Genomic DNA, 20,614 nt, shown 5'->3' on the forward strand with positions numbered 1-20,614 from the left:
TTTAAATTAATAGCTAAAAAATTATGGCTGAGCTAAATTTTTACAAGAGAGCCCTGCAAAACCACGCTTGAGTAGTAGTAAAAGCTGTAAAATAGCCTATTGTCACAGTTTAGCTCGTCTTGCTCGATGATCTCAAGATACTTTGGCTCTAGCATCTGCTCCATCTTTGCAAGCGGTTTTGCATGCTCCATCTGCTCTACTTTTTTGCAAATTTCAAGCATAAGCTTAAAAAACTTTTCAAGCTTACGTGAGATAAATTTAGCCGCTTCGCCTTTTTCGCCTAGTGCACTTTTATAAACTCGCACTAAAAAAACGAGCGCAAAGGGCGTTGCGTGCCAAAATGTCTCTTGATACTCACACTGAGCCACTATCTCATCAAGTAGCTCACCAAGCTCATTTTCATCAAATTTGGACTTTTTCACAGCCTTTGCAAGGGAGTTTAAAATTTGTGCAAAAAGCTCCGCCGCGCCGTAGCTACAGCTTAGTCTATCCCACGGCACATCATCTATTTTTAAATTTGAGATATATTCTAAATTTTGCTCGTTCATCTGCGTCCCTTTTAAAATTTATCCTAAATTTAGTCCTTTGACCTTATCTTCTCTAGCCACTCGTTTAGCGTCTTTTCAAAGCCTATGCCCTTGCTTTTGTAAAAAACGAGCGGTTTTTCTAGATATTTTTGTTCGACCCAGCCGCCAAAATCATGCGGATAAAGGTAGCCCTTGCTCTCTTTTGTGTGATTTTTTAGATATGGCGGGATCTTTAAAATTTCTTCGCTTTGCACGTATCTTAGAGCGGCATTTATCGCATTGTAGCTGGAGTTTGACTTTGGCGAGCTAGCTAGATAGACGGCGCACTGAGCTAGTATGATCCTAGCCTCTGGAAAGCCTATCTCTTTTACCGCACTTAGCGTGCTTGCGGCTAAATTTAGCGCATTTGGGTTTGCGTTGCCGATGTCTTCGCTGGCAAATATCGCCATGCGTCTTGCGATGAAGTCAGCGCTCTCGCCAGAGTCTATGAGCCTTGCTAGGTAGTAGATGACGGCGTTTTCGTCGCTTCCACGCAGGCTTTTTATAAAAGCGCTTGCTAGCTCGTAGTGCGTGTCATCCTCTTTTGCCCCCTCTTTTAGGGCGTTTTGACGAAGTGTTTTTAAATTTTCTAGGCTCACATTTTCATCAAGTGTGACGGCAAATTCTAGTAAATTTAGCATAGCTCTTGCGTCGCCACCGCTACTTTTAAAGAGATACTCTTTGGCATCTTCATCTATGCTAAATGAAATTTGCTCTCTTATCTTGCTAAGCAGCTCCTCAAAATCGCCACTGCTAAGCGGTCTAAACTCAAAGAGCATCGAGCGGCTCCTGATGCCTGAGCTTAGCGTGAAAAAGGGATTTTCCGTGCTAGCACCGATGACTAGGGCTTTGTAGTTTTCCATGGGGATGAGTAGTGCTTCTTGCTGGGTTTTGCTTAGTCTGTGGATCTCATCTATGAAAAAGAGCGGCTTGTTTAGGGCGTTTTCGTAGTTTTTTAAAATTTTGCGAAAGTCATCTATCTTTAAATTTCCGCCGTCAAACTCGTAAAAGTCGTAGTTTGCCCCACTTGCCACAGCTCTTGCAAAGCTCGTCTTGCCACAGCCTGCTGGACCATAAAATATAGAGTGCGGTATCTTGCCGGTGGCTATAAATTTTAAAAAGGCCGCTTTAACTGCCTTTTGACCGCAAATTTCATCCAAGTTTTTTGGTCTAAACATCAGTGCAAGTGAGCTCAAATTTACCCCTTTACCGCTTTTGGCAAAATTTTAGCCTTTGCACTAAGGCTCTCTATCTTTAGCTCGTAAATTTTCATATTTTTTAGCCCATACTCGGCCGCCACGTCAAATGTGCTCATCGCGTAGGCTGTGTATTTTTGGCTAAGAATTTTTAAAATTTCATATCTTGTGGCTTCATCTTTCACTTCGTAGGCTATTGTTTTTGCGATGGCGCTTTTGTATTCAGTCGTAAAGACCTTGCCGCCAAGCGCCTTGCCGTCGTCTTTTATCATTTCTAGCTCGCTATCATTTAGGTGTGGGACTTTGTTAAAGCTCACGCAGACAAACTCCACTTTTCGCCCATTTTGAAGCAGTTTTGCCTTGCTACCAGCGGTCGCTCCATGCACAAAAATGCTCTCATTAACCCTAACAGGCGAGATAGGCACACTAAAAATTTCTCCCTCATCATCCACGCATGAGATCACGCCGTATTCGCAGTTATCGATGATCTCAAGCGCCTCGTCGCGACTAAGCTCTCTATCTTTTCGCCTCATTTTTCATCCTTTTTTTGCAAAATATTTTAAAATTTAAGTGCTTAAAGGCTAGTATAACGCAAAAATTTCAAGGAAAAATATGAAAAAATCTCTAATTTTTGCCCTTTTGCTGGGCGTAAATTTATTTGGTGCAAGCGATGTTTGCAAGGAGTATGTCAAGCAAAGTAGGCTCTATCTTGACGAGCTTTACGCCAAAGAGAGCAAGAAGCTTGCGGGTGATGAGAAAGCGCTAAGGCTTTTTGAGCTTAAATTTGATGAGTTTAAGCAAAGACAAAGCGGCCAAGAGGCGATGATAATGCAAAATAACGATGAGAAATTTTGCAAAAGCGAGCTAGAAAAGGTAAATAAACTTCTTAGTGAGCTTAAAAAATAGCTCAAATTTAAGCGTTTAAGTCCCACTCGATGGGCGTTTTGCCGTGGTTTGCTAGGTAGATATTTGCCTTTGAAAAGTGTCTGCAGCCAAAAAACGCCCCACGAGCTAGCGGACTTGGGTGGGCTGCTTCTAAGATGAGGTGCTTGCTGGCGTCTATAAGCGGTGCTTTTGCCTTGGCTGGGTTGCCCCAGAGCATAAAAACTACGTTTTGTAAATTTTGGCTAATCTTTCTTATTGCGGCGTCTGTAAAGCCCTGCCAGCCAAAGCTAGCGTGAGAATTTGCAGCTCCTGCACTTACGCTTAAAGTCGAGTTTAGTAGCAGCACGCCTTGCCTTGCCCACTTTGTAAGATCGCCGCTATTTGGCTCTTTTATGCCAAGATCGGCGTAAATTTCTTTATAGATATTCACAAGGCTTGGCGGCACTCGCACACCACTTGGCACTGAAAAGCTTAGTCCCATGGCTTGATTTGCGCCGTGATATGGGTCTTGGCCTAGGATGACGACCTTTACGGCGTGAAACGGCGTTAGATTAAATGCGTTAAATATAAGCCCACTTGGTGGATAGACGACGCCAGCGCTCTTTGCTTTTAAAAAATTCTCTTTGATGCGTGTGAAATTTTCGCTCAAAAACTCATCTTTTAGCACCTCTTTCCAGCTTGGTTCGATCTTAATGTCATCTAAATTTATCTGCATTTTCCTGCCCTTTTTTGTTTTAGCGGTATAATTTTAACTAAATTTATCCAAAGGAAAGAGCGGTGTCTGAGCAAATTTTTAATAAAATCCACGATCTTCTTAGCAAAAACGGGGCTAAATTTAGAGTGATAGAGCATGAGAGTGCTAGGACTTCAGAGGAGGTCGCTAAGATAAGGGGCACGAAGATGAGTCAGGGTGCAAAGGCGCTGGTCTGCTCTATAAAGGGCGTAGATGAGGAGAAATTTAGGCAAATTTTTAAAGATGAAAATGTGCTAGATGGCTACTTGCTAGATGATAAAAAGCCAGCGATGAAGGCTGGTAAAATTTACTTGCTTGCGGTTTTGCCAGCGGACGAGCAAGCTGATCTTGACGCGCTTGCGCAAAAATTTGACGGCAAAAAAGCAAGCCTTGCTAGTCCAGAGGAGGTTACGGCCTTGGCTGATTGCGTATTTGGCTCGGTTCCGCCATTTAGCTTTCATAAAAATTTGCACCTTGTCGTGGATGAGAGTTTGCTAGAGCGAAACGATGAGATCGCTTTTAATGCGGGGCTTCTTGATAGATCTATCGTTTTAAACGCAAAAGACTACGCCAGGATAGTAAAGCCGGTGTTTGTTAAATTCGCAAAAGAAAAGTGCTAGGCTAACCACTTCCTAGCACTAAATTTGTCGGGAGAAAAATGAATTTAAGTAATGCAAAGACGAGAAATTGCTAAATTCATTTCAGGAGCAAATATTATCAGTGGTAATCTTAAAATATAATAAAGTATATTGATAAAATATGCATATTTTAGGAATTTTGTCTTTATATATAAAAAAATATATTTTAAAATCAAAAAATTTTGGCTCAAATTTCATTAAATTTAAAAAGAATTTATAAAAATTTGCTTAGCAATTATTAAGTTTAGCTTAAAGCCCATTTCGATAAAATCCTTAATCGTTCTTTTATCGTAAAAAAGACAATTTGATATAAGGAAAAACAATGAGCGATATCATCGCATACAAACTAAATGGCGAAATAGTCGATACTCAAAGTATCGCAGGGCGTGAGAGTAGTGCTGAGCCTATCTATTTTGACAACTCAAAAGAGGCACTACACGTTATCAGACACTCCTGTGCGCATCTCATGGCACAAGCTATCAAATCACTCTATCCAAAGACAAAATTCTTTGTCGGCCCAAACGTAGAAGATGGATTTTATTATGATTTTAGAGTCGATGATGAGGGCACGAAGCTAGGCGAGAGCGATCTAGCAGCGATCGAAGATAAGATGAAAGAGCTTGCTGAGAAGAAATTTGACATAGTTAAAACTTGCTCAACCAAAGCTAATATGAGTGAGAAATTTAAAAACGACGATCTAAAACAAGAGGTCCTAAAAAGAATTCCAGATGGCGAAGTGAGTAGCTATCAGCAGGGCGATTTTGAGGACCTTTGCCGCGGACCACATGTGCCAAATACTAAATTTTTAAAATTTTTCAAGCTTACACGCGTGGCTGGTGCATATCTTGGCGGCGATGAGAGCCGTGAGATGCTAACTAGAATTTACGGCACAGCTTACGCAGACAAAGAGAGCCTAAAAGAGCACATCCGTATCATCGAAGAGGCTAAAAAGCGCGATCACAGAAAGCTTGGCGTCGAGATGAAGCTATTTACATTTGATGAAGAAGTGGGTGGTGGTCTGCCTATCTGGTTACCAAATGGCGGACGCTTAAGATCAAAACTAGAGCAACTTCTATACAAAGCTCACAGAGATCGCGGCTACGAGCCAGTGCGTGGGCCAGAGCTTTTAAAGGCTGACGTGTGGAGAAGAAGCGGTCACTACGCAAACTATAAAGAAAATATGTATTTTACAACGATCGATGAGACAGAGTATGGTATCAAGCCGATGAACTGCGTTGGTCACATCAAAGTCTATCAAAGTGACATCCGCTCTTACCGCGACTTGCCGCTTAAATTTTTTGAGTACGGCGTCGTGCATCGCCATGAGAAAAGTGGCGTGCTTCACGGACTTTTCAGAGTTAGAGAATTTGCGCAAGATGACTCACATATCTTTTGTATGCCAAGCCAGATCAAAGAAAATATTTTAGAAATTTTAAAATTTGCTGGCACGATAATGGAAAATTTTGGCTTTCATTATGAGATGGAGATTTCAACCAAGCCAGCCAAAGCGATCGGTGGCGATGAAATTTGGGATACAGCTACAAAAGCGTTAAAAGAAGCTCTTGATGAAAACGGCTTTAAATACGGCATCGACGAGGGCGGCGGCGCATTTTATGGACCAAAGATCGACATCAAGATAACTGACGCGCTTAAGAGAAAGTGGCAGTGTGGCACGATCCAGGTTGATTTTAACTTACCAGAGCGCTTTGATCTAGGCTACATTGACGCAAATAACGAACGCCAACGCCCTGTAATGCTTCACAGAGCCTTGCTTGGTAGTTTTGAGAGATTTATAGGAATTTTACTTGAGCATACTGCTGGCGAGCTACCATTTTTCATAGCTCCTACGCAAGTTGTCATCGTGCCTATTAGCGACGCGCATTTAGACTATGCAAAAGAAATTTCACGCGAGCTAAGAAAGATCAACGTCGATAGCGAGATCGCAAGTAAAAATGAGAGTTTAAATAAGAGAATAAGAACGGCAGAAAAACAAAGGGTGCCTATGATAGTCGTGCTAGGAGACAACGAAGTAGCAAACAAGAGCGTTGCATTGCGCGACAGACAGGCTAGGACGCAGAGCGATATGAGCTTGGCGGAATTTATAAATTTAACGAAGGAGAAACTTAGTGAGGTACATTTTTGAGTAAGGAAAATGAAGTATTGCTCAATGAGGACATAAGGGCGAGAGAGGTAAGATGTGTAGGGGATGATGGCACGGCATACGGTGTCATCTCAAGAGATGAGGCTTTAGAGATATCAAATAAGCTTGGGCTTGATCTAGTGCTTATAGCGCCAGATGCGAAGCCGCCAGTTTGCAAGATAATGGACTATGGTAAATTCCGCTATCAGCAAGAGAAAAAGCAAAAAGAGGCCAAGAAAAAGCAAAAAACCATCGAGATAAAAGAGATAAAACTCTCTGTCAAGATCGCCCAAAACGATATAAACTACAAGGTTAAACACGCAAGCGAGTTTTTGCAAGATGGCAAACACGTTAAATTTCGTGTATTTTTAAAGGGTCGCGAGATGAGTACCCCAGAGGCTGGCGTAGCTATGCTTGAGAAGGTCTGGGAGATGATCAAAGATGAAGCTGACCGCGACAAAGAGCCTATAATAGAAGGTCGTTATGTAAATATGCTTGTAACTCCAAAAAAGGGTTAAATTCTCACAAAGAGCAGGCTAGGGCTTGCTCTTTTTTATTAAATTTTTAATACAAAAATCACAAATAACTATTTTCAAAAATCTTATCATTTTTATATCAATTAAATTTACGCAAGAGCGCTTGTAGGGACGATGTGGTTTGTGGTTAAATTTTGCAGGATGAATTTAGACATGTTTAAATTTAGTAAATTTTGATTTTTACTTGCTGGGATTTATTCGCTTTGTTATCACTCGCATGCGTGCTGCGTTAAAACTTCGTGTTAGTTTGTAAATTTAAATTGCTTGTGCGAGTGTTTTAAACTAAATTTTGCCTAATATCTAGCTAAATTTTGCAAGAAACTTGATTATTTGTAGCTTAAATTTAGCAAATTTTAAATTCTCTTGTCCAAATTTGATTATCTTGCTGTCACTCACAAAAGCGCTGTGCTAAAAACTTCTTGTGAGTTTTAAATTTTTTTTTAAATGCTTGCCCGAGTATTTAGGTTAAATTTGCTCAATATCTGGCTAAATTTGGCTGGGGGGGGGGTGGTGTGTCGCTTTGATAAATGTTTTTCGCAAACATTTTTACTACTTCGGTTTTTATTTGATGAGCAAATTTGGTAGGAAATTCACTTCTTTGTGGCTTAAATTTAGCAAATTTTAATTTTTGCTTAGCAAAATTTAATCATTTTACCATCGCTAGCGTGGGTTGTTTTACTGAAATTTGACCAAGCAAACGCAGCCTATTAGAGCAAATTTGAACTTCTTGTGAGTTTATAAATTTATGGTGCGTGTGCGAGTGCCGTGAGCTAAATTTCATCTAATAGGTTGCTAAGCTTGACGAGAGAAATATAGCTTTAATAAGTGCCCTTTGCAAATCTTTTGACCGCTTTTATTTTATTTGCAGCTAAATTTGGCAAGAAATTTCTTTGTTTATAGCTTAAATTTATAAAATTTTAATTTTTGCTTGCTGGAATTTGTTCGATTTTTTATCGTTCACACGGATGCTTTACAGAAATTTGACTGGGTGAGAGCCGCATACTAGAGTAAAAATGAAAGCTTCTTTTGAGTAAATTCGATATTTGTAGTGTTTATGCGAGCGTTTTGAGTCAATTTTTGCTTAATAGCTGGCTAAATTTATAAGTTAAATTTGGTTTTTCTTATAAAAATGCGAGTAGTTTTTATCGCTTTAAAATGCTTTTTGCAAAGGATTTGACTGCTTTTGTTTTATGCGGTAGTAAAATTTGATAAGAGAAATTTAGATGTGACTTAAATTTATAAAATTTAACTATCTCTTACCAAAAATGAAACTCTTTGTCGTCTGGTTGGTTAAAATTTAGGATTTGCTCGGTTGGTAGTAGGACTTCATTATTTAGCATTACTACGTCGAAGTTGCAAGTGCCATGAAATTTTTCGCTCGCAACGCATTTGCTGCAAATTTCTTCATCGCCAAGTAGTCACGCATAGATTGCACCACCATTTGCCACTATATTAGCTCTTTTGACAAAATTTCTATAAAAAGCCCTAAAAAATGTGATCTGCTAGCCACCCTAATGAAATTTAGTCAAACTTCAAATTCGCATCTGCCACGTCAGCAAAAATTTTTTAAAACGAACGCCGCATAAAATACTTCAAAGCAGCGTAAATTTGATAGTTTGCTAGTAAAATTTGTCATACAAAAGGCAAATTTTCTAACTAAAAATTCAAAGTCACATTGTATTGATTTACGCCCAAATTTAACTTGGACGTAAATTTGCAAAGCGAAATTGGCCTACACGTATCCTTGATCTATCATCGCATCAGCCACTTTTCTAAAGCCAGCGATATTTGAGCCAAGCACTAGGTTGCCCTCATCGCCAAACTCTTTACTTGTTTCATAGCTTAGTTCAAAGATGTGATTCATAATGCCATGAAGTCTGCGATCAACCTCCTCAAAGCTCCACGAAGTCATACCAGCATTTTGCATCATCTCAAGACCGCTTGTTCCCACGCCGCCAGCGTTTGCTGCTTTTGCTGGAGCAAAGTAAAAGTCTTTTTGTGCAAGCATAAAATTTATCGCATCAAGCGTGCTTGGCATGTTTGCGCCCTCAGCCACGAAGCGGCAGCCGTTTGCGTAAAGCACTTTTATATCAGCCAGGTGAAGCTCGTTTTGTGTAGCACACGGGAAGGCTCCGTCGCATGGCACGTCCCAGACGCCGTTTCTGCCCTCTTTGTATTCGCTCACGCTTACATATTTTGCATTTGGTCTAAATTTAGTGTATTCGCTAAGGCGAGTGCGCTTGACCTCTTTTAGCTCTTTAAGCACTGCTAGATCGATGCCCTCAGTGTCATAGACATATCCGTTTGAGTCAGAGACGGTGATAGGTAGTGCGCCTGCTTGATAGAGCTTTTCGACTGTGTAGATGGCGACATTTCCGCTGCCGCTGATGCTGCATTTTTTGCCCTCAAGCGATAGACCTGCTTTTTTTAGCATGTTTTGAGTGAAATATACTAGTCCATATCCAGTAGCCTCTGTGCGCGCTAGGCTGCCACCCCAGTTTAGCCCTTTGCCAGTTAGGATGCCATCAAACCTGCCAGTTAGCTTTTTATACTGACCAAACATATAGCCGATCTCTCTAGCGCCCACGCCGATGTCGCCTGCTGGCACATCCACGGTGTTGCCGATGTGGCGGTAAAGCTCGCTCATAAATGCTTGGCAAAATCGCATTATCTCGCCCTCACTCTTGCCCTTTGGATCAAAGGTGCTGCCGCCTTTTGCGCCGCCGATATTTACGCCAGTGAGTGAGTTTTTGAAAATTTGCTCAAATCCAAGAAATTTTAGCACGCCAAGATCGACGCTTGGGTGGAGCCTTAGACCGCCCTTGTATGGGCCAACAGCTGAGTTAAACTGCACGCGGTAGCCGTTATTTACCTTTGGTCTGCCATCATCGCCTGTGTATGTCACGCGAAAGATCACCGTGCGCTCAGGGATGACGATGCGCTCTAGGATCGCGTGTTTTTGGTACTTGCTCTCTCTTTTGATAAGCGGCTCTAGGCTGTTTAAAACCTCAGTCGCAGCTTGGACAAAGACGCTTTGACCTGGGTTGGTCTTCTTTATCCACTCCATCGTTTGTTCGATGTACTCGCTCATTTTTGCTCCTTTTTCCTTTTTTTGTAGTCAAATATTAACTCGGCTAGAAAAAATTTTTATTTAAAGATATTTTAATATTTTTATTTTAGGCAATGAGTGTTACATATCGAAACTAAATTTATAAAAAGTGGTTTTTGCATCATTTGTTGGGATAAATTTATAAAAAGAGGATTTGGCTAGAGTTAGCCTAAATTTACTAAATTTGCGCCATCTCTTGCCAAAAATCAAGTGCCGCGTCGTCTGCTTGAACAAAATTTAGGATTTGCTCGGATGATGGCATGGTTTCGCCATTTAGTTTTGTTATATAGATACTAGCAAGCGCTATGAAAAATTTTTCAAAGTCACTCGCAACGCGCCTACTACAAAGCTCCTCATCTCCAAGTAGCCACGCATAGACCGCACCACTCGCGCAATCAAGCAAAAATATCCAAGGATCACCCACGGCAAAAACTATCAAATTTGCTGGCCTCTCCTTGCCACTCCACCATTTTCCACCAAACTCATCTACGCTGTTTAGGCGCACTAACTCGCTCGCGTAGTCGCCTCTAGAGCCAAAGCTGATATTGCAAATTTCAAACTCTCCAAGGTCAAATTTGTTTAAAAGCTCTGTAAATTTAGCTGGGAAATTTACGCCCAGGCTCTTTTGTGCTTGCATAAACACCGAAGCGTCCTTTTGTGGCAAAAGTCGCATGCCAGTCATACCCTCTTGCTCTAGCGGCAAGAAAATTTGATCTAGTTTTCTAGCAATCTCGTCTAGTTTTAAAAACATATCGCTCCTTAAATTTGCTAAATTTGGCAAATTTTATCAAATTTAACCCAGCGCGCTTTGAAATTTGGGTTATAATCGCCATAAATTTAAGGAGCTAGCGTGGTTAGATCATATCCTCTTGATATGCCTGGCGTGGAGTTTCGCGGGCACGGTGTAACTGGCATTTATGAGATGGGTGAGCGCATTGCATTTGTGCATTTTGCTTTTGGGGTGCCTAGCGAGTTAGAGATAGCTCAAAAGCTAACGCCAAACTACGTGCTACTAGATACATTTTCGCGCGACTTTATCGAGCATAAAAGATCAACGCTTACCTATAAACAAAGCGAAATTTTCATAGCTAGCAATGCGCGTTGCTACCCAGAAAATGGCTACTTCGTGCTAAATACTAGATACTACAAAGGCTACATAAACTCCCCAGCAAAGCTCATAAAGATAGATAACGGGCTGATGAGCGAGCTTGGCGTTGCTAAGGAGCCCATAAAAGAGATATATAACGACGCTAAAACGTATGAATTTGATGGCTTTTGCGTGCGAATGAGCTCGCCATTTATGATGGAGTGCAAAGAAATTTTGGACAGCGCAGGGTTCAAAAGCGAAGCAAAAGATGAAAATTTAAACGTGAGTGTGCCACGTAAAGAGCAGGGCGCAAGGATAGGCAAAACCATCTGGCGGCTAAAGCTTGGCGCATATCTCTACACGCCAGTTTGCCTGAATGATGGGGTGCTTTACTTTGGCACCGCTGGCAAGGGCGGAGATCTATACGCCGTGGATGCAAAAAGTGGCGAGGTGGTGTTTAAGTTTAAAACCAGCGGCACGGAGCATTTTGTTTGAATCAAAGGTCAAATTTTACTCGCAAACCGCAAAAATAAGCCAGTTTTGATAAGCGCCAAAGATGGCTTGCTATTAAAAGAGATAGAATTTGAGAAATTTAGCCTTAGCGCAGATCAGATCATGCTAGTAAGCGGTGGCAGGCTCTACGCTGTGGCAAATGACGGAGCTAAAATTTACGCAGTTTGCGCGGAAATTTAGCCTTGGCGAATTGATCGCCAAAGCCGCAATGAGATAAATTTATCTCTTCTTCTTATATCTTTTTATCGCCTCTACGATGACCTCTTCTAGGTCGTCATTTGGCTCTTTGTTCATATCATCATAGGTGTTTTCAAGGATAGTTTTTAAGTTTTTCTCAACGTAGCTAGTATCAAAAAATCCACGTCTAAACTCCTTACTTTTGCTGATCGTTAGCAAAAATGGGATGATCGTTCGCACGCCCTCGATGGTAAATTCTTCAAGTGCTCTTTCAAGCTTATTTACCGCGAGGTCGTAGTCGGTCGCTTTGACGATCAGCTTTGCGATTAATGAGTCGTAAAATGGCGGTATGGTGTAGTCTTTATAGACGTGGCTATCGACGCGCACAGATGGGCCAAGAGCTGGATAGTAGCCCTCTATAGTGCCTGGTGCTGGGATGAAATTTTCCCAGACGTTCTCAGCCGTGATCCTCGCCTCTATCGCATAGCCACGTGGTTTGATGTCGCTTTGCTCGATCTCTAAAATCTCACCCGAAGCGATCCTGATCTGTCTAACGACTAGGTCGTGGCCGGTGATCTCTTCGGTGATGCCGTGCTCTACCTGGATACGGGTGTTCATCTCCATAAAGTAAAAGTTGTTGTAGTCATCTAGCAAAAACTCGATCGTGCCGACGTTTGAGTAGTCCACAGCCTTTGCAGCTGCCACTGCGGTCACGCCCATGATCTTTCTTAAATTTTCACTGATTGAAGGGCAAGGTGCGATCTCGATGATCTTTTGGTGGCGCCTTTGGATAGAGCAGTCACGCTCGCAAAGATGGATGATGTTGCCGTAGTTATCGCCTAAAATTTGAAACTCGATGTGGCGAGGATTGACGACAAGCTTCTCCATAAAAACTTCGTCGTTGTTAAAGTATGCCTTGGCCTCTCTGGTGCATGACTCAAAGGCATCTTGCATATCTTCTTCTTGCCAAACCTCTCTAATGCCACGGCCACCACCACCACCGCTTGCTTTTAAGATGACTGGGTAGCCGATGCGTCTAGCGTGCTCTTTTATGGCGTCCATACTCTCATCATTTAGCTTTTCAGTGCCTGGCACTATTGGTATGCCGTTTTTCTTCATCAGATATCTAGCGATGTTTTTATCGCCCATTTTTTTGATGACTTCGGCCTTTGGACCGATGAAAATGAGCCCAGCATCCTCAACTGCCTTTGCAAATTCGTAGTTTTCGCTTAAAAAGCCGTATCCTGGGTGTATCGCATCAGCCCCACACTCCTTAGCGAGCTTAACGATCGCTTTGGCGTCAAGATAGCCTTTGATCGGATCTTCGCCCACTTGATAGGCCTCATCAGCGATCCTTACATGCAAGCACTCGCTGTCTGGCGCTGTGTAAATTCCTACGCTTTGGATGTGTAAATCCCTACAAGCTCTGACTATCCTAACTGCGATCTCACCACGATTTGCGATAAGAATTTTATGTATCATAGGCTATCCTTTTTGAGTTTTTCTTATCATATAACTATTCGTTTTATTTTTAGATAAATTTGTTAAGTCTGGTTTTAAAATTTGAGTGCAAAGGCTAAATTTACACTCAAATTTCTTTATTTGCTAACGATCTGTGGGAAAGGTGTGGCTAGGGCTTTTTTGCTAAAGTCTTGCGACTCGATCGTGAAATTTGTAGCAAATCTTTGAATGCCCTCTTTTTTATAAGCACGCCTTTGGATAGTAAAAAGGACTAAATTTCCGCCTTGTTTGGTGTAGCGATATATCGAGTGCTCGGCCGTTGGAGTGCCATTTAAATTTGAAAATATCGTGATATCAAGATAAATTTCATTTGCGAGCGAGCCCTTTTTATAAGCCACTTTTAGCCCTTTTGCCTTTAGCTCTTTTAGATCATTTATCTTTTGCTCGACTGCTTGCTCTGGCGTAGCGTCAAATTTAAGGGTATTTAGCGAGAGCATGTAGCTAAAACTATCTAGCTTCTCGCCAGGCAGCAAGTACTCCTGTGTGAATAAATTTGGCACAGGCTTGGCTGAGCTTGCTAGCGAGTAGAGTCTGTTGTCAAATTTTATCTGCATCGGCTCAAAATACTGAGTAGCCGCGAGCAAGAGCGCTGGCAAAGCGATAAATGCTAAAAATTTCTTCATCAAATTCCTTTAAAATGGATTTACTATCATGACCCAGATGATGATGAGCATCGCGATAGTTGGCACTTCGTTGTAAGCTCTAAAGAAGATGCCGCTTTTGGTACAGCGCTTTTCTTTAAGCTGCTTCATGTAGCGCCCAAGGTCTAGGTGATAGATGGCCATTAAGATGACAACTAAAATTTTAACGTGGATGTGACCAGTTTTTATAAGATCAGGCATCGCTATAAGTATCAAAATACCAGTGACAAATGAGCCAATGAGCGCTACCCAGCCGATGTAGTGATACATCTTGTACTCCATCACCTCAACTACTTTTACAAAGTCAGGCTTGTCCATATTTTCTACGTGATAAACGTAGAGCCTTGGCTGATAAAACAGCACTGCCATCCACGAGATGAAAAACAAATAGTGGAGGTATTTTAAGTAAAGATAATATTCTGCCATAACGTCTCCTTATCTAAAAAGTATCTCTTTTCTAGCTTCAAATTCAGCCTTGCTGATCGCACCACTCTCAAAAAGCTCGTAAAGCCTTTTTAAGTCATCCTCTTTATCTTTTAGTTTTACTCTCTCTTTTAGCTCGACCTTTTGTAAATTTTTCTCGACATAAGCGCCAACCAAAAATGCATCTATGAGCCACCAAATGCCCCAGATAGCTAAGAATGGTATGCCTATAATGAAATAAAACGTAGAGTAGCCAACGAAAAATAACCCCATCATCAAAAAGCCAGTGATAAATTTACCAAGGTAAATTCTATGCGCTCCAAGCCAGCCAGTAAGTAGCCAAAGTGCGTATGCGACGTAGATATTATTTCCCACTCTCTCTCCTTTTTCTAAAACTTTGCCAAAGTATCATCACGACGCAAAGATCGATCATCACATCAGCGAAGTTAAAGACCGCAAAGTTAAACCACTTATGCCAAAAGACGTAATCCACGACGCCGCCATGGATAAACCTATCTGTGATATTTGAGCTGCCAGCTCCTAGCAAAGCTCCAAGCCAAATGGCATGCGAGCAAAGCAGCTTTTTTTCGACAACCAGATAGACAAAAACGCCTAAAATGAGGGCGATTTGGATAAATTTCAGCCACTCATCTAAAAAGGCAAACATCGAAAATGCAACGCCCTTATTATATGTAAGAACTAGCGAGAAAAACTCGCCGTCCCACGAAAAGCCGTTTATAAATATCATTTTTATCGCTTGATCAACGACAAAAATGATAAAAAACGCGATGAAAAATTTAACCAAATTTTTACGCATTTAGGGCTTTTACAAAAAATTTCTCAACTTCATCCATGCGTTTTTCAACTAAAGTTTGATTTTTACCTTCAAGCAAAAGTCTGATCAAATTTTCAGTGCCAGAGTATCTAAAGAGCGACCTTATGCCCTCTTTTGCAAGGCTAGCCTCAAGCTCTTTTAGCCCCTCTATCTTTTCAAGCGGCTTTTTCTCTGTGATCTTTAAATTTAACAAAATTTGCGGATACGGTTTTAGCTCGCCAAAAATTTCACTAGCTTTTTTACCTTTTTTAAGCATCATTGCTACAACTTGCATCGAAGTAACAAGGCCGTCGCCAGTCTTAGCATAGTCGTTAAATATGACGTGACCGCTTTGCTCGCCACCAAAATTTATGCCATTTTCTTTCATCATCTCAAGCACGTATTTATCGCCTACGTTTGAGCGAAGTAGCTTGATCTTGTGAGCTTTTAGATAGTCATCAAGCGCGGCATTACTCATCACAGTAGCCACGATGGCACCGCCTTTTAGAGTCTTTTGCTCGTGCAAAAATGCAGCCAGTGAGCCAAGTATCGCATCTCCATGCACTACTTCTCCGTTTTCATCGACCACGACAAGTCTATCAGCATCGCCGTCAAATGCGAAGCCGATGTCAGCACGAAGCCTTTTTACTTCGCTTGCTAGATCTTCTGGGTGAAGTGCGCCACAGTTTTGGTTGATGTTGCTACCATTTGGCTCGTTGTTTATGACGATGACATCGGCTCCAAGCTCGCTAAATACAGTTGGTGCGACCTTGTAAGCAGCTCCGTTTGCCACATCTAAAACTACTCGTAAATTCTTTAAATTTAGCTCTTTTGGGAATGAATTTTTGATCTGCACGATATATCTGCCGATAACATCGTCGATCCTCTTGTTTGCACCGATCTCTGTCATCGTTTTTTGGGCGTTTGCGATGAGCTCATCGTCGTAGAAGATTTTTTCTATCTCGGCCTCTATCGTCTCATCAAGCTTGTTGCCAAAGCTGTCAAAAAATTTGATGCCGTTATCGTAGTATGGGTTGTGCGACGCGCTTATCATTATGCCAGCGTCACAGCGCATATTTTCTGTTAAAAATGCGATCGCAGGTGTTGGCATAGGGCCTATTTGAAGAACGTTGTAGCCAACTGCAGTTAGTCCTGCAACGATGGCGGTTTCTATCATATAGCCGCTTTTTCTAGTATCTTTTCCGACCAAAATAACATTTGTCGCTGAGGTCTTTCTAAAGTAAATTCCAGCAGCCATTGCAAGGCGCATAGATGTCTGAGCTGAAAGCTTTTCGCCAGCCTTACCACGAACTCCGTCTGTTCCAAAAAGTTTCATCAATTTATCCTTTTTATTATAAAATGGTGCTATTTTATCAGAAATTATCAAATTTAAAATCTAAAATTTTATTTGTTTTAAAGCAGACTTAAATTCAGTTACAATTAAATATATTTTTCATATAATCACGGACTAAAATTATCAAAAAAGGTATATTATGGCAAACCATAAATCTGCTGAAAAAAGAGCTAGACAAACTATAAAAAGAACTGAGAGAAACAGATTTTACCGCACTAGACTTAAAAACATCACAAAAGCAGTGCGCGTAGCTGTAGAAGCTAAAGATCTAAATGCTGCAAATGAAGCTTTAAAAGTTGCTAACAAAAGCATCCACAGCTTCGTAAGTAGAGGCTTTTTGAAGAAACAAACTGCTGCTCGCCGCGTTAGTCGCCTTGCTCAATTAGTAAATACTCTAAAAGCTGCTTAATCTATTAAATTTTAATGTTTGCTGATAAACTTCATCCATTTTTGGATCGCTATGATGAAATTTCTACGCTTCTAAGCGATCCAAATATAGCAAACGATATCGAAAAGATGACAAAGCTCTCAAAAGAGCAATCATCTATCGAGCCAGTCGCAACTGCTGCAAAAAAATATCTACAAATTCTAAACGACATCGAAGAGAATAAAGCCTTACTTGAGGACTCTGAGCTTGGCGAGCTTGCAAAAGATGAGCTTAAAAATTTAGAAATTTCAAGAGAGAAGCTTGAAGAAGAGATCAAAATTTTACTTCTTCCAAAAGATCCAAACGATGACAAAAATATATTTTTAGAAATTCGCGCAGGCACTGGTGGCGACGAGGCTGCACTATTCGTTGGAGACCTTTTTAATGCCTATATCAGATACGCAGAGCTTCGTGGATATAAATTTGAGATCGTTAGCCAAAGCGAGGGCAACACTGGCGGTTTTAAAGAGATCATCGTGCTTATAAAGGGCAAAGGCGCTTACTCTAGGTTAAAATTTGAAGGTGGCACACATAGGGTTCAGCGTGTGCCAGAGACTGAGAGTCAGGGCAGGGTGCATACCTCGGCTGTGACTGTGGCTATCATGCCAGAGGTCGAAGATAGCGAGATCGAGATCAATCCAAATGATATAAGAGTTGATGTTATGAGAAGCTCGGGCCACGGCGGTCAGTCAGTAAATACAACTGATAGTGCCGTTAGGATCACTCACATACCAACTGGACTTGTTGTGACAAACCAAGATGGCAAGAGCCAGCACAAAAACAAAGAAGCTGCGATGAAGGTGCTAAAAGCTAGACTTTACGAGATGCAAGAGCAAGAGAGACTTGCTAAAGAGACTAGCGAGCGCAAGAGTCAAGTTGGCACTGGAGACCGCTCTGGCAGGATAAGAACTTATAATTACCCGCAAAACCGCATAAGCGATCACCGCATAAATTTAACACTTTACCGCCTTGATGCGATCATGGCAGCGGGATTATTTGACGAGATCATCGAGCCGCTTATCACTCACTATCAAGCAGAAGCTATGCTTGAAGCTGGCATTTAAAACACTACATAATTTTGTTTATCTTCTACAATCAAATTTTAACATTTCATCTGGTCTAAATTTGCGCCGAAATTTTATAAAAAATAAGACTAAAATAATATCTAGTAATATTTATTTGATAAATTATCAAAATTAAATTTATAAATTTTAGCTCACAAATAGCGATATTTTGGCGCTTGTAAAGTTAAAAAATTTTATTTTTGATATTACGAAATTTCATATATCAAATTTAAGCTTTTATTAATAATATTACTTTAAAATACCGGTTCAATTTAAATCATAAAAAGGAAAAAACATGTGCATAAGTGCAAGAAATCAATTAAACGTTGAAATTTCAGAAGTAAGAACAGGTGCGGTAAATTCGCTAATCGCTGGTAAACTACCAGGCGGTGAGGTGCTAAAAGCAACTATAACAGTTGATAGCGAGAAGGGTCTTGATCTTAAAGTTGGCAAACAAGCTATATTTTTATTCAAAGCTTCAAGCGTTATCGTTTCAAAAAATAACCACATCAAACTAAGCGCTACAAACCAAATCAACGGCGTTGTAAGCGAGATCAAAGACGGCGCTGTAAATGCTGAGGTTATCATCGATGCAAACGGCAGCAAAATTTCAGCTGTTATCACAAAAGAGTCAGTAAATGGCATGGATCTAAAAGTTGGCGACAACGTAACTGCGATCATCAAAGCAACTCAAATCATAGTTGGTGTTAAATAATTAAATGACAAAATAGTGGTAGGCATTTGCTTGCCACTATAAATTTTTAAATCTATAAACTCCATTTTTTACTCGCTCGAAAATTTTTCTCTCTTCAAGCAGCTTAAATGTGCTTATTACGGTTGGTTTGCTCACATTTAGCTTTTCGCAAATTTCTGAAATTTTAAGCACGATAAAGCCATTTTCGTCGCTTAGCTCGCAAAGTAAATTTATGATCTCTACCTTTTTCTCACCAAGAAGCGCCTTGTAAATTTGCTCTTTCACGCTAATCTCAAAATTTATAGTATATAGCCACGCACCAAAGCGCACCGCATAAGAAATTTGCGATCATCACGGCCGCGCTTCCAGCGTCCTTTGCTGCCTTTGCTAGGGCGTGATAGTCTGGGCTCGCAAGGTCTGTTATGCGCTCTAGGCTCGAGTTTAGGCACTCGCAAACTAGCACAAATACCATGCTAAAGATCAAAAATAGGTTAAAAATAAGATCAAATTTCCAAAAAAATAGCGAGATCGTAGCTATCAAAAATATGCAAATTTCTATCCGAAAGCTCTTTTCGTTTTTAAAAATTTCAGCCAAACCCTCACTTGCGTAGCCAAAATTTTTAAAAAATTTATACTCTGGCTGGTTTCTCATAACTTTCCTTTTTGCGATTTTTGGCATAATTATAATTAAAAAAAGGATGAAATTTGAAACTTATTAGCTGGAACGTAAATGGGCTGCGCGCAGTCGTGGCAAAAGATGGTTTTGGCTGGCTTGATGAGGTTAGGCCTGATTTTTTGGGACTGCAAGAGATCAAGGTCAAAGAAGATGACGTGCCAAAAGAAATTTACAACCTTGGCTTTAAAGATATCAGCGTAAATTCAGGTGCGAGGGCTGGATATTCTGGCGTGATGAGCCTTGCTAAATTTGACGTGCAAACGCAAAAGGCGGCCTTTTTTGACGATACGGAGGGACGAGTTTTGGAGCATAGATTTGGCGATATCGTACTTTTTAATATCTACTTTCCAAACGGCCAAAAGGACGACGAGCGCTTGGCATTTAAGATGGACTTTTACGAGAAATTTCTAGCTTACTGCAATGAGCTGATAAAGGGCGGCAAAGAGGTGATATTTTGCGGCGACGTAAATACCGCTCACCGCGAGATCGACCTGAAAAACCCAAAGGCAAATGCCAAGACTTCTGGCTTTTTACCTATCGAGCGAGCGTGGATAGATGAGGTGCTAAAAAGTGGCTTTATAGATACGTTTCGTGCCATAAATGGCGACATTACGGACGCTTACTCGTGGTGGAGCTACCGCTTTAACGCAAGGGCTAAAAATGTCGGCTGGAGGATTGATTATTTCTTCATTTCGCAAGGGCTAAAAGATAGGCTAAAAGACGCCTTTATCCTGCCAGAGATCACTGGCAGCGACCACTGCCCAGTTGGCATAGAGATAGAAATTTAGAGCACTCCCTCTTCTAGCAGGTGGGTGATCAAAATTTTAAAGCCTAGAAATATAAGTATCGCTCCGCCCAAAAATAGCGCCTTTTTCTCTAAAATTTCACCCATAAATTTACCGATGTAAAAGGCAGCTAGGCTTAGCACAAAGCAGACTACGCCGATGATGAGCGCACTCTCAAAGATACTAACCGCTTCAAAGCTAAGCGTGACGCCAACGGCAAGTGCGTCGATACTCGTGGCAAATGCGCCTATAAAAATGGTCTTAATATCCATGCCTAAAGAGTCGCCAGCCTCGCTACTACAAGCATCTTTTAGCATTTTAAAGCCAAGAAAACATAGTATAAAAAATGCGATGAAGTGATCAATGGAACTTATAAATTTAGCAAAGCTAGTGCCTAGAAAATAGCCAAAAAGCGGCATGAGAAACTGAAAAAAGCCAAGCATAAAAGCGATAAATAAAATTTTGCCAAGGGCAAGACTTTTATACCTTGCGCCGTTTGACATATTTAGCGCTGCGCTATCCATACTAAGAGCGAAGCTAAGAAGTAAAAGCTGCATAAATTCCCCTCAGAAAAGGGTGAATTTTAGTGCAAAAATATTAAATTTATTTTAAGTGTTTAGATATTTTTTGTATGA

Annotated in this window: 26 protein-coding genes; 10 read left to right on the plus strand and 16 right to left on the minus strand. The window is 40.9% G+C overall.

The annotated features are described in order from the left end of the window. Positions 1-32: 32 nt before the first annotated feature. The 3 genes from G6W42_RS00485 to G6W42_RS00495 are packed head-to-tail and all read right to left on the minus strand — an operon-like array spanning position 33 to position 2,295. Positions 33-548 (minus strand): hypothetical protein, encoded by a 516-nt coding sequence (locus tag G6W42_RS00485; protein ID WP_194172525.1) that lies wholly within the window; start codon positions 546-548, stop codon positions 33-35. Between the two features lie 29 nt (positions 549-577). Then, positions 578-1,744: a replication-associated recombination protein A gene (locus G6W42_RS00490; protein ID WP_242042377.1), complete on the minus strand. Its 1,167-nt coding sequence runs from the start codon at positions 1,742-1,744 to the stop codon at positions 578-580. 20 nt (positions 1,745-1,764) lie between these two features. After that, positions 1,765-2,295, minus strand: coding sequence for a pyridoxamine 5'-phosphate oxidase family protein (locus G6W42_RS00495; protein ID WP_194172527.1), 531 nt, complete (start codon positions 2,293-2,295; stop codon positions 1,765-1,767). A 79-nt stretch (positions 2,296-2,374) separates the two neighbouring features. Between G6W42_RS00495 and G6W42_RS00500 the strand changes: the two genes are divergently transcribed. Continuing rightward, positions 2,375-2,668, plus strand: coding sequence for a hypothetical protein (locus G6W42_RS00500; protein WP_194172528.1), 294 nt, complete (start codon positions 2,375-2,377; stop codon positions 2,666-2,668). A 7-nt stretch (positions 2,669-2,675) separates the two neighbouring features. Here the strand turns inward: G6W42_RS00500 and ung are convergent, their stop codons facing one another. Beyond that, a complete protein-coding gene (gene ung, locus G6W42_RS00505) occupies positions 2,676-3,362 on the minus strand; it encodes a uracil-DNA glycosylase (protein WP_194172529.1) in 687 nt (228 codons plus the stop codon). 62 nt (positions 3,363-3,424) lie between these two features. Between ung and G6W42_RS00510 the strand changes: the two genes are divergently transcribed. From G6W42_RS00510 to infC, 3 genes are all read left to right on the plus strand, one after another. After that, positions 3,425-4,000 (plus strand): YbaK/EbsC family protein, encoded by a 576-nt coding sequence (locus tag G6W42_RS00510; protein WP_194172530.1) that lies wholly within the window; start codon positions 3,425-3,427, stop codon positions 3,998-4,000. Positions 4,001-4,340: 340 nt separating this feature from the next. Then, on the plus strand, positions 4,341-6,161 hold the full coding sequence (thrS, locus tag G6W42_RS00515) for a threonine--tRNA ligase (RefSeq protein WP_194172531.1): 1,821 nt from the start codon (positions 4,341-4,343) through the stop codon (positions 6,159-6,161). Beyond that, positions 6,158-6,676: a translation initiation factor IF-3 gene (gene infC, locus G6W42_RS00520; protein ID WP_009295104.1), complete on the plus strand. Its 519-nt coding sequence runs from the start codon at positions 6,158-6,160 to the stop codon at positions 6,674-6,676. The genes thrS and infC overlap by 4 nt, the downstream gene beginning before the upstream one ends. A gap of 664 nt (positions 6,677-7,340) precedes the next feature. Here infC and G6W42_RS10625 read toward each other — a convergent pair. The 3 genes from G6W42_RS10625 to G6W42_RS00530 form a co-directional block, all read right to left on the minus strand. Beyond that, complete coding sequence (locus G6W42_RS10625; protein ID WP_275944648.1) at positions 7,341-7,475, minus strand: hypothetical protein; 135 nt, start codon at positions 7,473-7,475, stop codon at positions 7,341-7,343. Between the two features lie 951 nt (positions 7,476-8,426). Next, positions 8,427-9,785, minus strand: a complete 1,359-nt coding sequence (gene gdhA / locus G6W42_RS00525; RefSeq protein ID WP_194172532.1) for an NADP-specific glutamate dehydrogenase — start codon at positions 9,783-9,785, stop codon at positions 8,427-8,429. Positions 9,786-9,981: 196 nt separating this feature from the next. Next, entirely contained in the window at positions 9,982-10,554 is a 573-nt protein-coding gene (locus G6W42_RS00530; RefSeq protein WP_194172533.1) for an SMI1/KNR4 family protein, read from the minus strand. A gap of 99 nt (positions 10,555-10,653) precedes the next feature. Here G6W42_RS00530 and G6W42_RS10705 point away from each other — a divergent pair, with 99 nt between their 5' ends. After that, positions 10,654-11,385 carry a PQQ-binding-like beta-propeller repeat protein gene (locus G6W42_RS10705; RefSeq protein ID WP_346010453.1) on the plus strand — a complete coding sequence of 244 codons (732 nt, stop codon included), beginning with the start codon at positions 10,654-10,656 and terminating at the stop codon, positions 11,383-11,385. 45 nt (positions 11,386-11,430) lie between these two features. Then, positions 11,431-11,583: a hypothetical protein gene (locus tag G6W42_RS10405; protein WP_242042349.1), complete on the plus strand. Its 153-nt coding sequence runs from the start codon at positions 11,431-11,433 to the stop codon at positions 11,581-11,583. A gap of 39 nt (positions 11,584-11,622) precedes the next feature. Here G6W42_RS10405 and G6W42_RS00540 read toward each other — a convergent pair whose 3' ends face one another. From G6W42_RS00540 to glmM, 6 genes are all read right to left on the minus strand, one after another. Beyond that, positions 11,623-13,062: an acetyl-CoA carboxylase subunit A gene (locus G6W42_RS00540; RefSeq protein ID WP_194172534.1), complete on the minus strand. Its 1,440-nt coding sequence runs from the start codon at positions 13,060-13,062 to the stop codon at positions 11,623-11,625. Between the two features lie 116 nt (positions 13,063-13,178). Beyond that, positions 13,179-13,724: a hypothetical protein gene (locus G6W42_RS00545; protein ID WP_103580671.1), complete on the minus strand. Its 546-nt coding sequence runs from the start codon at positions 13,722-13,724 to the stop codon at positions 13,179-13,181. 9 nt (positions 13,725-13,733) lie between these two features. Continuing rightward, the gene (locus G6W42_RS00550; protein WP_194172535.1) at positions 13,734-14,168 is read right to left on the minus strand and encodes a CopD family protein; all 435 of its coding nucleotides are present in this window, start codon (positions 14,166-14,168) and stop codon (positions 13,734-13,736) included. Between the two features lie 9 nt (positions 14,169-14,177). Continuing rightward, complete coding sequence (locus G6W42_RS10710; RefSeq protein ID WP_194172536.1) at positions 14,178-14,540, minus strand: NINE protein; 363 nt, start codon at positions 14,538-14,540, stop codon at positions 14,178-14,180. Beyond that, positions 14,530-14,982 carry a signal peptidase II gene (lspA, locus tag G6W42_RS00560; protein ID WP_194172537.1) on the minus strand — a complete coding sequence of 151 codons (453 nt, stop codon included), beginning with the start codon at positions 14,980-14,982 and terminating at the stop codon, positions 14,530-14,532. The genes G6W42_RS10710 and lspA overlap by 11 nt, the downstream gene beginning before the upstream one ends. Next, positions 14,975-16,315, minus strand: a complete 1,341-nt coding sequence (glmM, locus tag G6W42_RS00565; RefSeq protein ID WP_194172538.1) for a phosphoglucosamine mutase — start codon at positions 16,313-16,315, stop codon at positions 14,975-14,977. Before glmM ends, lspA begins: the two co-directional genes overlap by 8 nt. A 157-nt stretch (positions 16,316-16,472) precedes the next feature. On the opposite strand from glmM, the gene rpsT reads away from it, so the two are divergent. The 3 genes from rpsT to G6W42_RS00580 all read left to right on the plus strand — a co-directional run bounded on the left by rpsT (position 16,473) and on the right by G6W42_RS00580 (position 18,539). After that, positions 16,473-16,742, plus strand: coding sequence for a 30S ribosomal protein S20 (gene rpsT / locus G6W42_RS00570; RefSeq protein ID WP_004317319.1), 270 nt, complete (start codon positions 16,473-16,475; stop codon positions 16,740-16,742). Positions 16,743-16,756: 14 nt separating this feature from the next. After that, positions 16,757-17,824 (plus strand): peptide chain release factor 1, encoded by a 1,068-nt coding sequence (prfA, locus tag G6W42_RS00575; protein ID WP_004317452.1) that lies wholly within the window; start codon positions 16,757-16,759, stop codon positions 17,822-17,824. A gap of 295 nt (positions 17,825-18,119) precedes the next feature. Next, positions 18,120-18,539, plus strand: a complete 420-nt coding sequence (locus G6W42_RS00580; protein WP_194172539.1) for a TOBE domain-containing protein — start codon at positions 18,120-18,122, stop codon at positions 18,537-18,539. Between the two features lie 36 nt (positions 18,540-18,575). On the opposite strand, the gene G6W42_RS00585 is transcribed toward G6W42_RS00580, so the two are convergent. Further along, complete coding sequence (locus G6W42_RS00585; RefSeq protein WP_346010454.1) at positions 18,576-18,803, minus strand: replication/maintenance protein RepL; 228 nt, start codon at positions 18,801-18,803, stop codon at positions 18,576-18,578. Positions 18,804-18,810: 7 nt separating this feature from the next. Next, complete coding sequence (locus G6W42_RS00590) at positions 18,811-19,170, minus strand: diacylglycerol kinase (protein WP_194172540.1); 360 nt, start codon at positions 19,168-19,170, stop codon at positions 18,811-18,813. 53 nt (positions 19,171-19,223) lie between these two features. Here G6W42_RS00590 and G6W42_RS00595 point away from each other — a divergent pair, with 53 nt between their 5' ends. Further along, entirely contained in the window at positions 19,224-19,982 is a 759-nt protein-coding gene (locus G6W42_RS00595) for an exodeoxyribonuclease III (protein WP_194172541.1), read from the plus strand. Here G6W42_RS00595 and G6W42_RS00600 read toward each other — a convergent pair. After that, complete coding sequence (locus G6W42_RS00600; RefSeq protein ID WP_194172542.1) at positions 19,979-20,536, minus strand: manganese efflux pump MntP; 558 nt, start codon at positions 20,534-20,536, stop codon at positions 19,979-19,981. The two genes, G6W42_RS00595 and G6W42_RS00600, sit on opposite strands and share 4 nt — an antisense overlap. Between the last annotated feature and the right edge of the window lie 78 nt (positions 20,537-20,614).

The organism is Campylobacter concisus, from assembly GCF_015230015.1.
GTDB lineage: Bacteria > Campylobacterota > Campylobacteria > Campylobacterales > Campylobacteraceae > Campylobacter_A > Campylobacter_A concisus_AF.

Bases quoted from the DNA above. Each gene is read 5' to 3' on its own strand.
- G6W42_RS00485 (WP_194172525.1), bottom strand. From the start codon at position 548: ATGAACGAGCAAAATTTAGAATATATCTCAAATTTAAAAATAGATGAT.
- G6W42_RS00490 (WP_242042377.1), bottom strand. From the start codon at position 1,744: ATGTTTAGACCAAAAAACTTGGATGAAATTTGCGGTCAAAAGGCAGTT.
- G6W42_RS00495 (WP_194172527.1), bottom strand. From the start codon at position 2,295: ATGAGGCGAAAAGATAGAGAGCTTAGTCGCGACGAGGCGCTTGAGATC.
- G6W42_RS00500 (WP_194172528.1), top strand. From the start codon at position 2,375: ATGAAAAAATCTCTAATTTTTGCCCTTTTGCTGGGCGTAAATTTATTT.
- ung (WP_194172529.1), bottom strand. From the start codon at position 3,362: ATGCAGATAAATTTAGATGACATTAAGATCGAACCAAGCTGGAAAGAG.
- thrS (WP_194172531.1), top strand. From the start codon at position 4,341: ATGAGCGATATCATCGCATACAAACTAAATGGCGAAATAGTCGATACT.
- G6W42_RS10625 (WP_275944648.1), bottom strand. From the start codon at position 7,475: ATGAAATTTAGCTCACGGCACTCGCACACGCACCATAAATTTATAAAC.
- gdhA (WP_194172532.1), bottom strand. From the start codon at position 9,785: ATGAGCGAGTACATCGAACAAACGATGGAGTGGATAAAGAAGACCAAC.
- G6W42_RS00530 (WP_194172533.1), bottom strand. From the start codon at position 10,554: ATGTTTTTAAAACTAGACGAGATTGCTAGAAAACTAGATCAAATTTTC.
- G6W42_RS00540 (WP_194172534.1), bottom strand. From the start codon at position 13,062: ATGATACATAAAATTCTTATCGCAAATCGTGGTGAGATCGCAGTTAGG.
- G6W42_RS00545 (WP_103580671.1), bottom strand. From the start codon at position 13,724: ATGAAGAAATTTTTAGCATTTATCGCTTTGCCAGCGCTCTTGCTCGCG.
- G6W42_RS00550 (WP_194172535.1), bottom strand. From the start codon at position 14,168: ATGGCAGAATATTATCTTTACTTAAAATACCTCCACTATTTGTTTTTC.
- lspA (WP_194172537.1), bottom strand. From the start codon at position 14,982: ATGCGTAAAAATTTGGTTAAATTTTTCATCGCGTTTTTTATCATTTTT.
- glmM (WP_194172538.1), bottom strand. From the start codon at position 16,315: ATGAAACTTTTTGGAACAGACGGAGTTCGTGGTAAGGCTGGCGAAAAG.
- rpsT (WP_004317319.1), top strand. From the start codon at position 16,473: ATGGCAAACCATAAATCTGCTGAAAAAAGAGCTAGACAAACTATAAAA.
- prfA (WP_004317452.1), top strand. From the start codon at position 16,757: ATGTTTGCTGATAAACTTCATCCATTTTTGGATCGCTATGATGAAATT.
- G6W42_RS00580 (WP_194172539.1), top strand. From the start codon at position 18,120: ATGTGCATAAGTGCAAGAAATCAATTAAACGTTGAAATTTCAGAAGTA.
- G6W42_RS00590 (WP_194172540.1), bottom strand. From the start codon at position 19,170: ATGAGAAACCAGCCAGAGTATAAATTTTTTAAAAATTTTGGCTACGCA.
- G6W42_RS00600 (WP_194172542.1), bottom strand. From the start codon at position 20,536: ATGCAGCTTTTACTTCTTAGCTTCGCTCTTAGTATGGATAGCGCAGCG.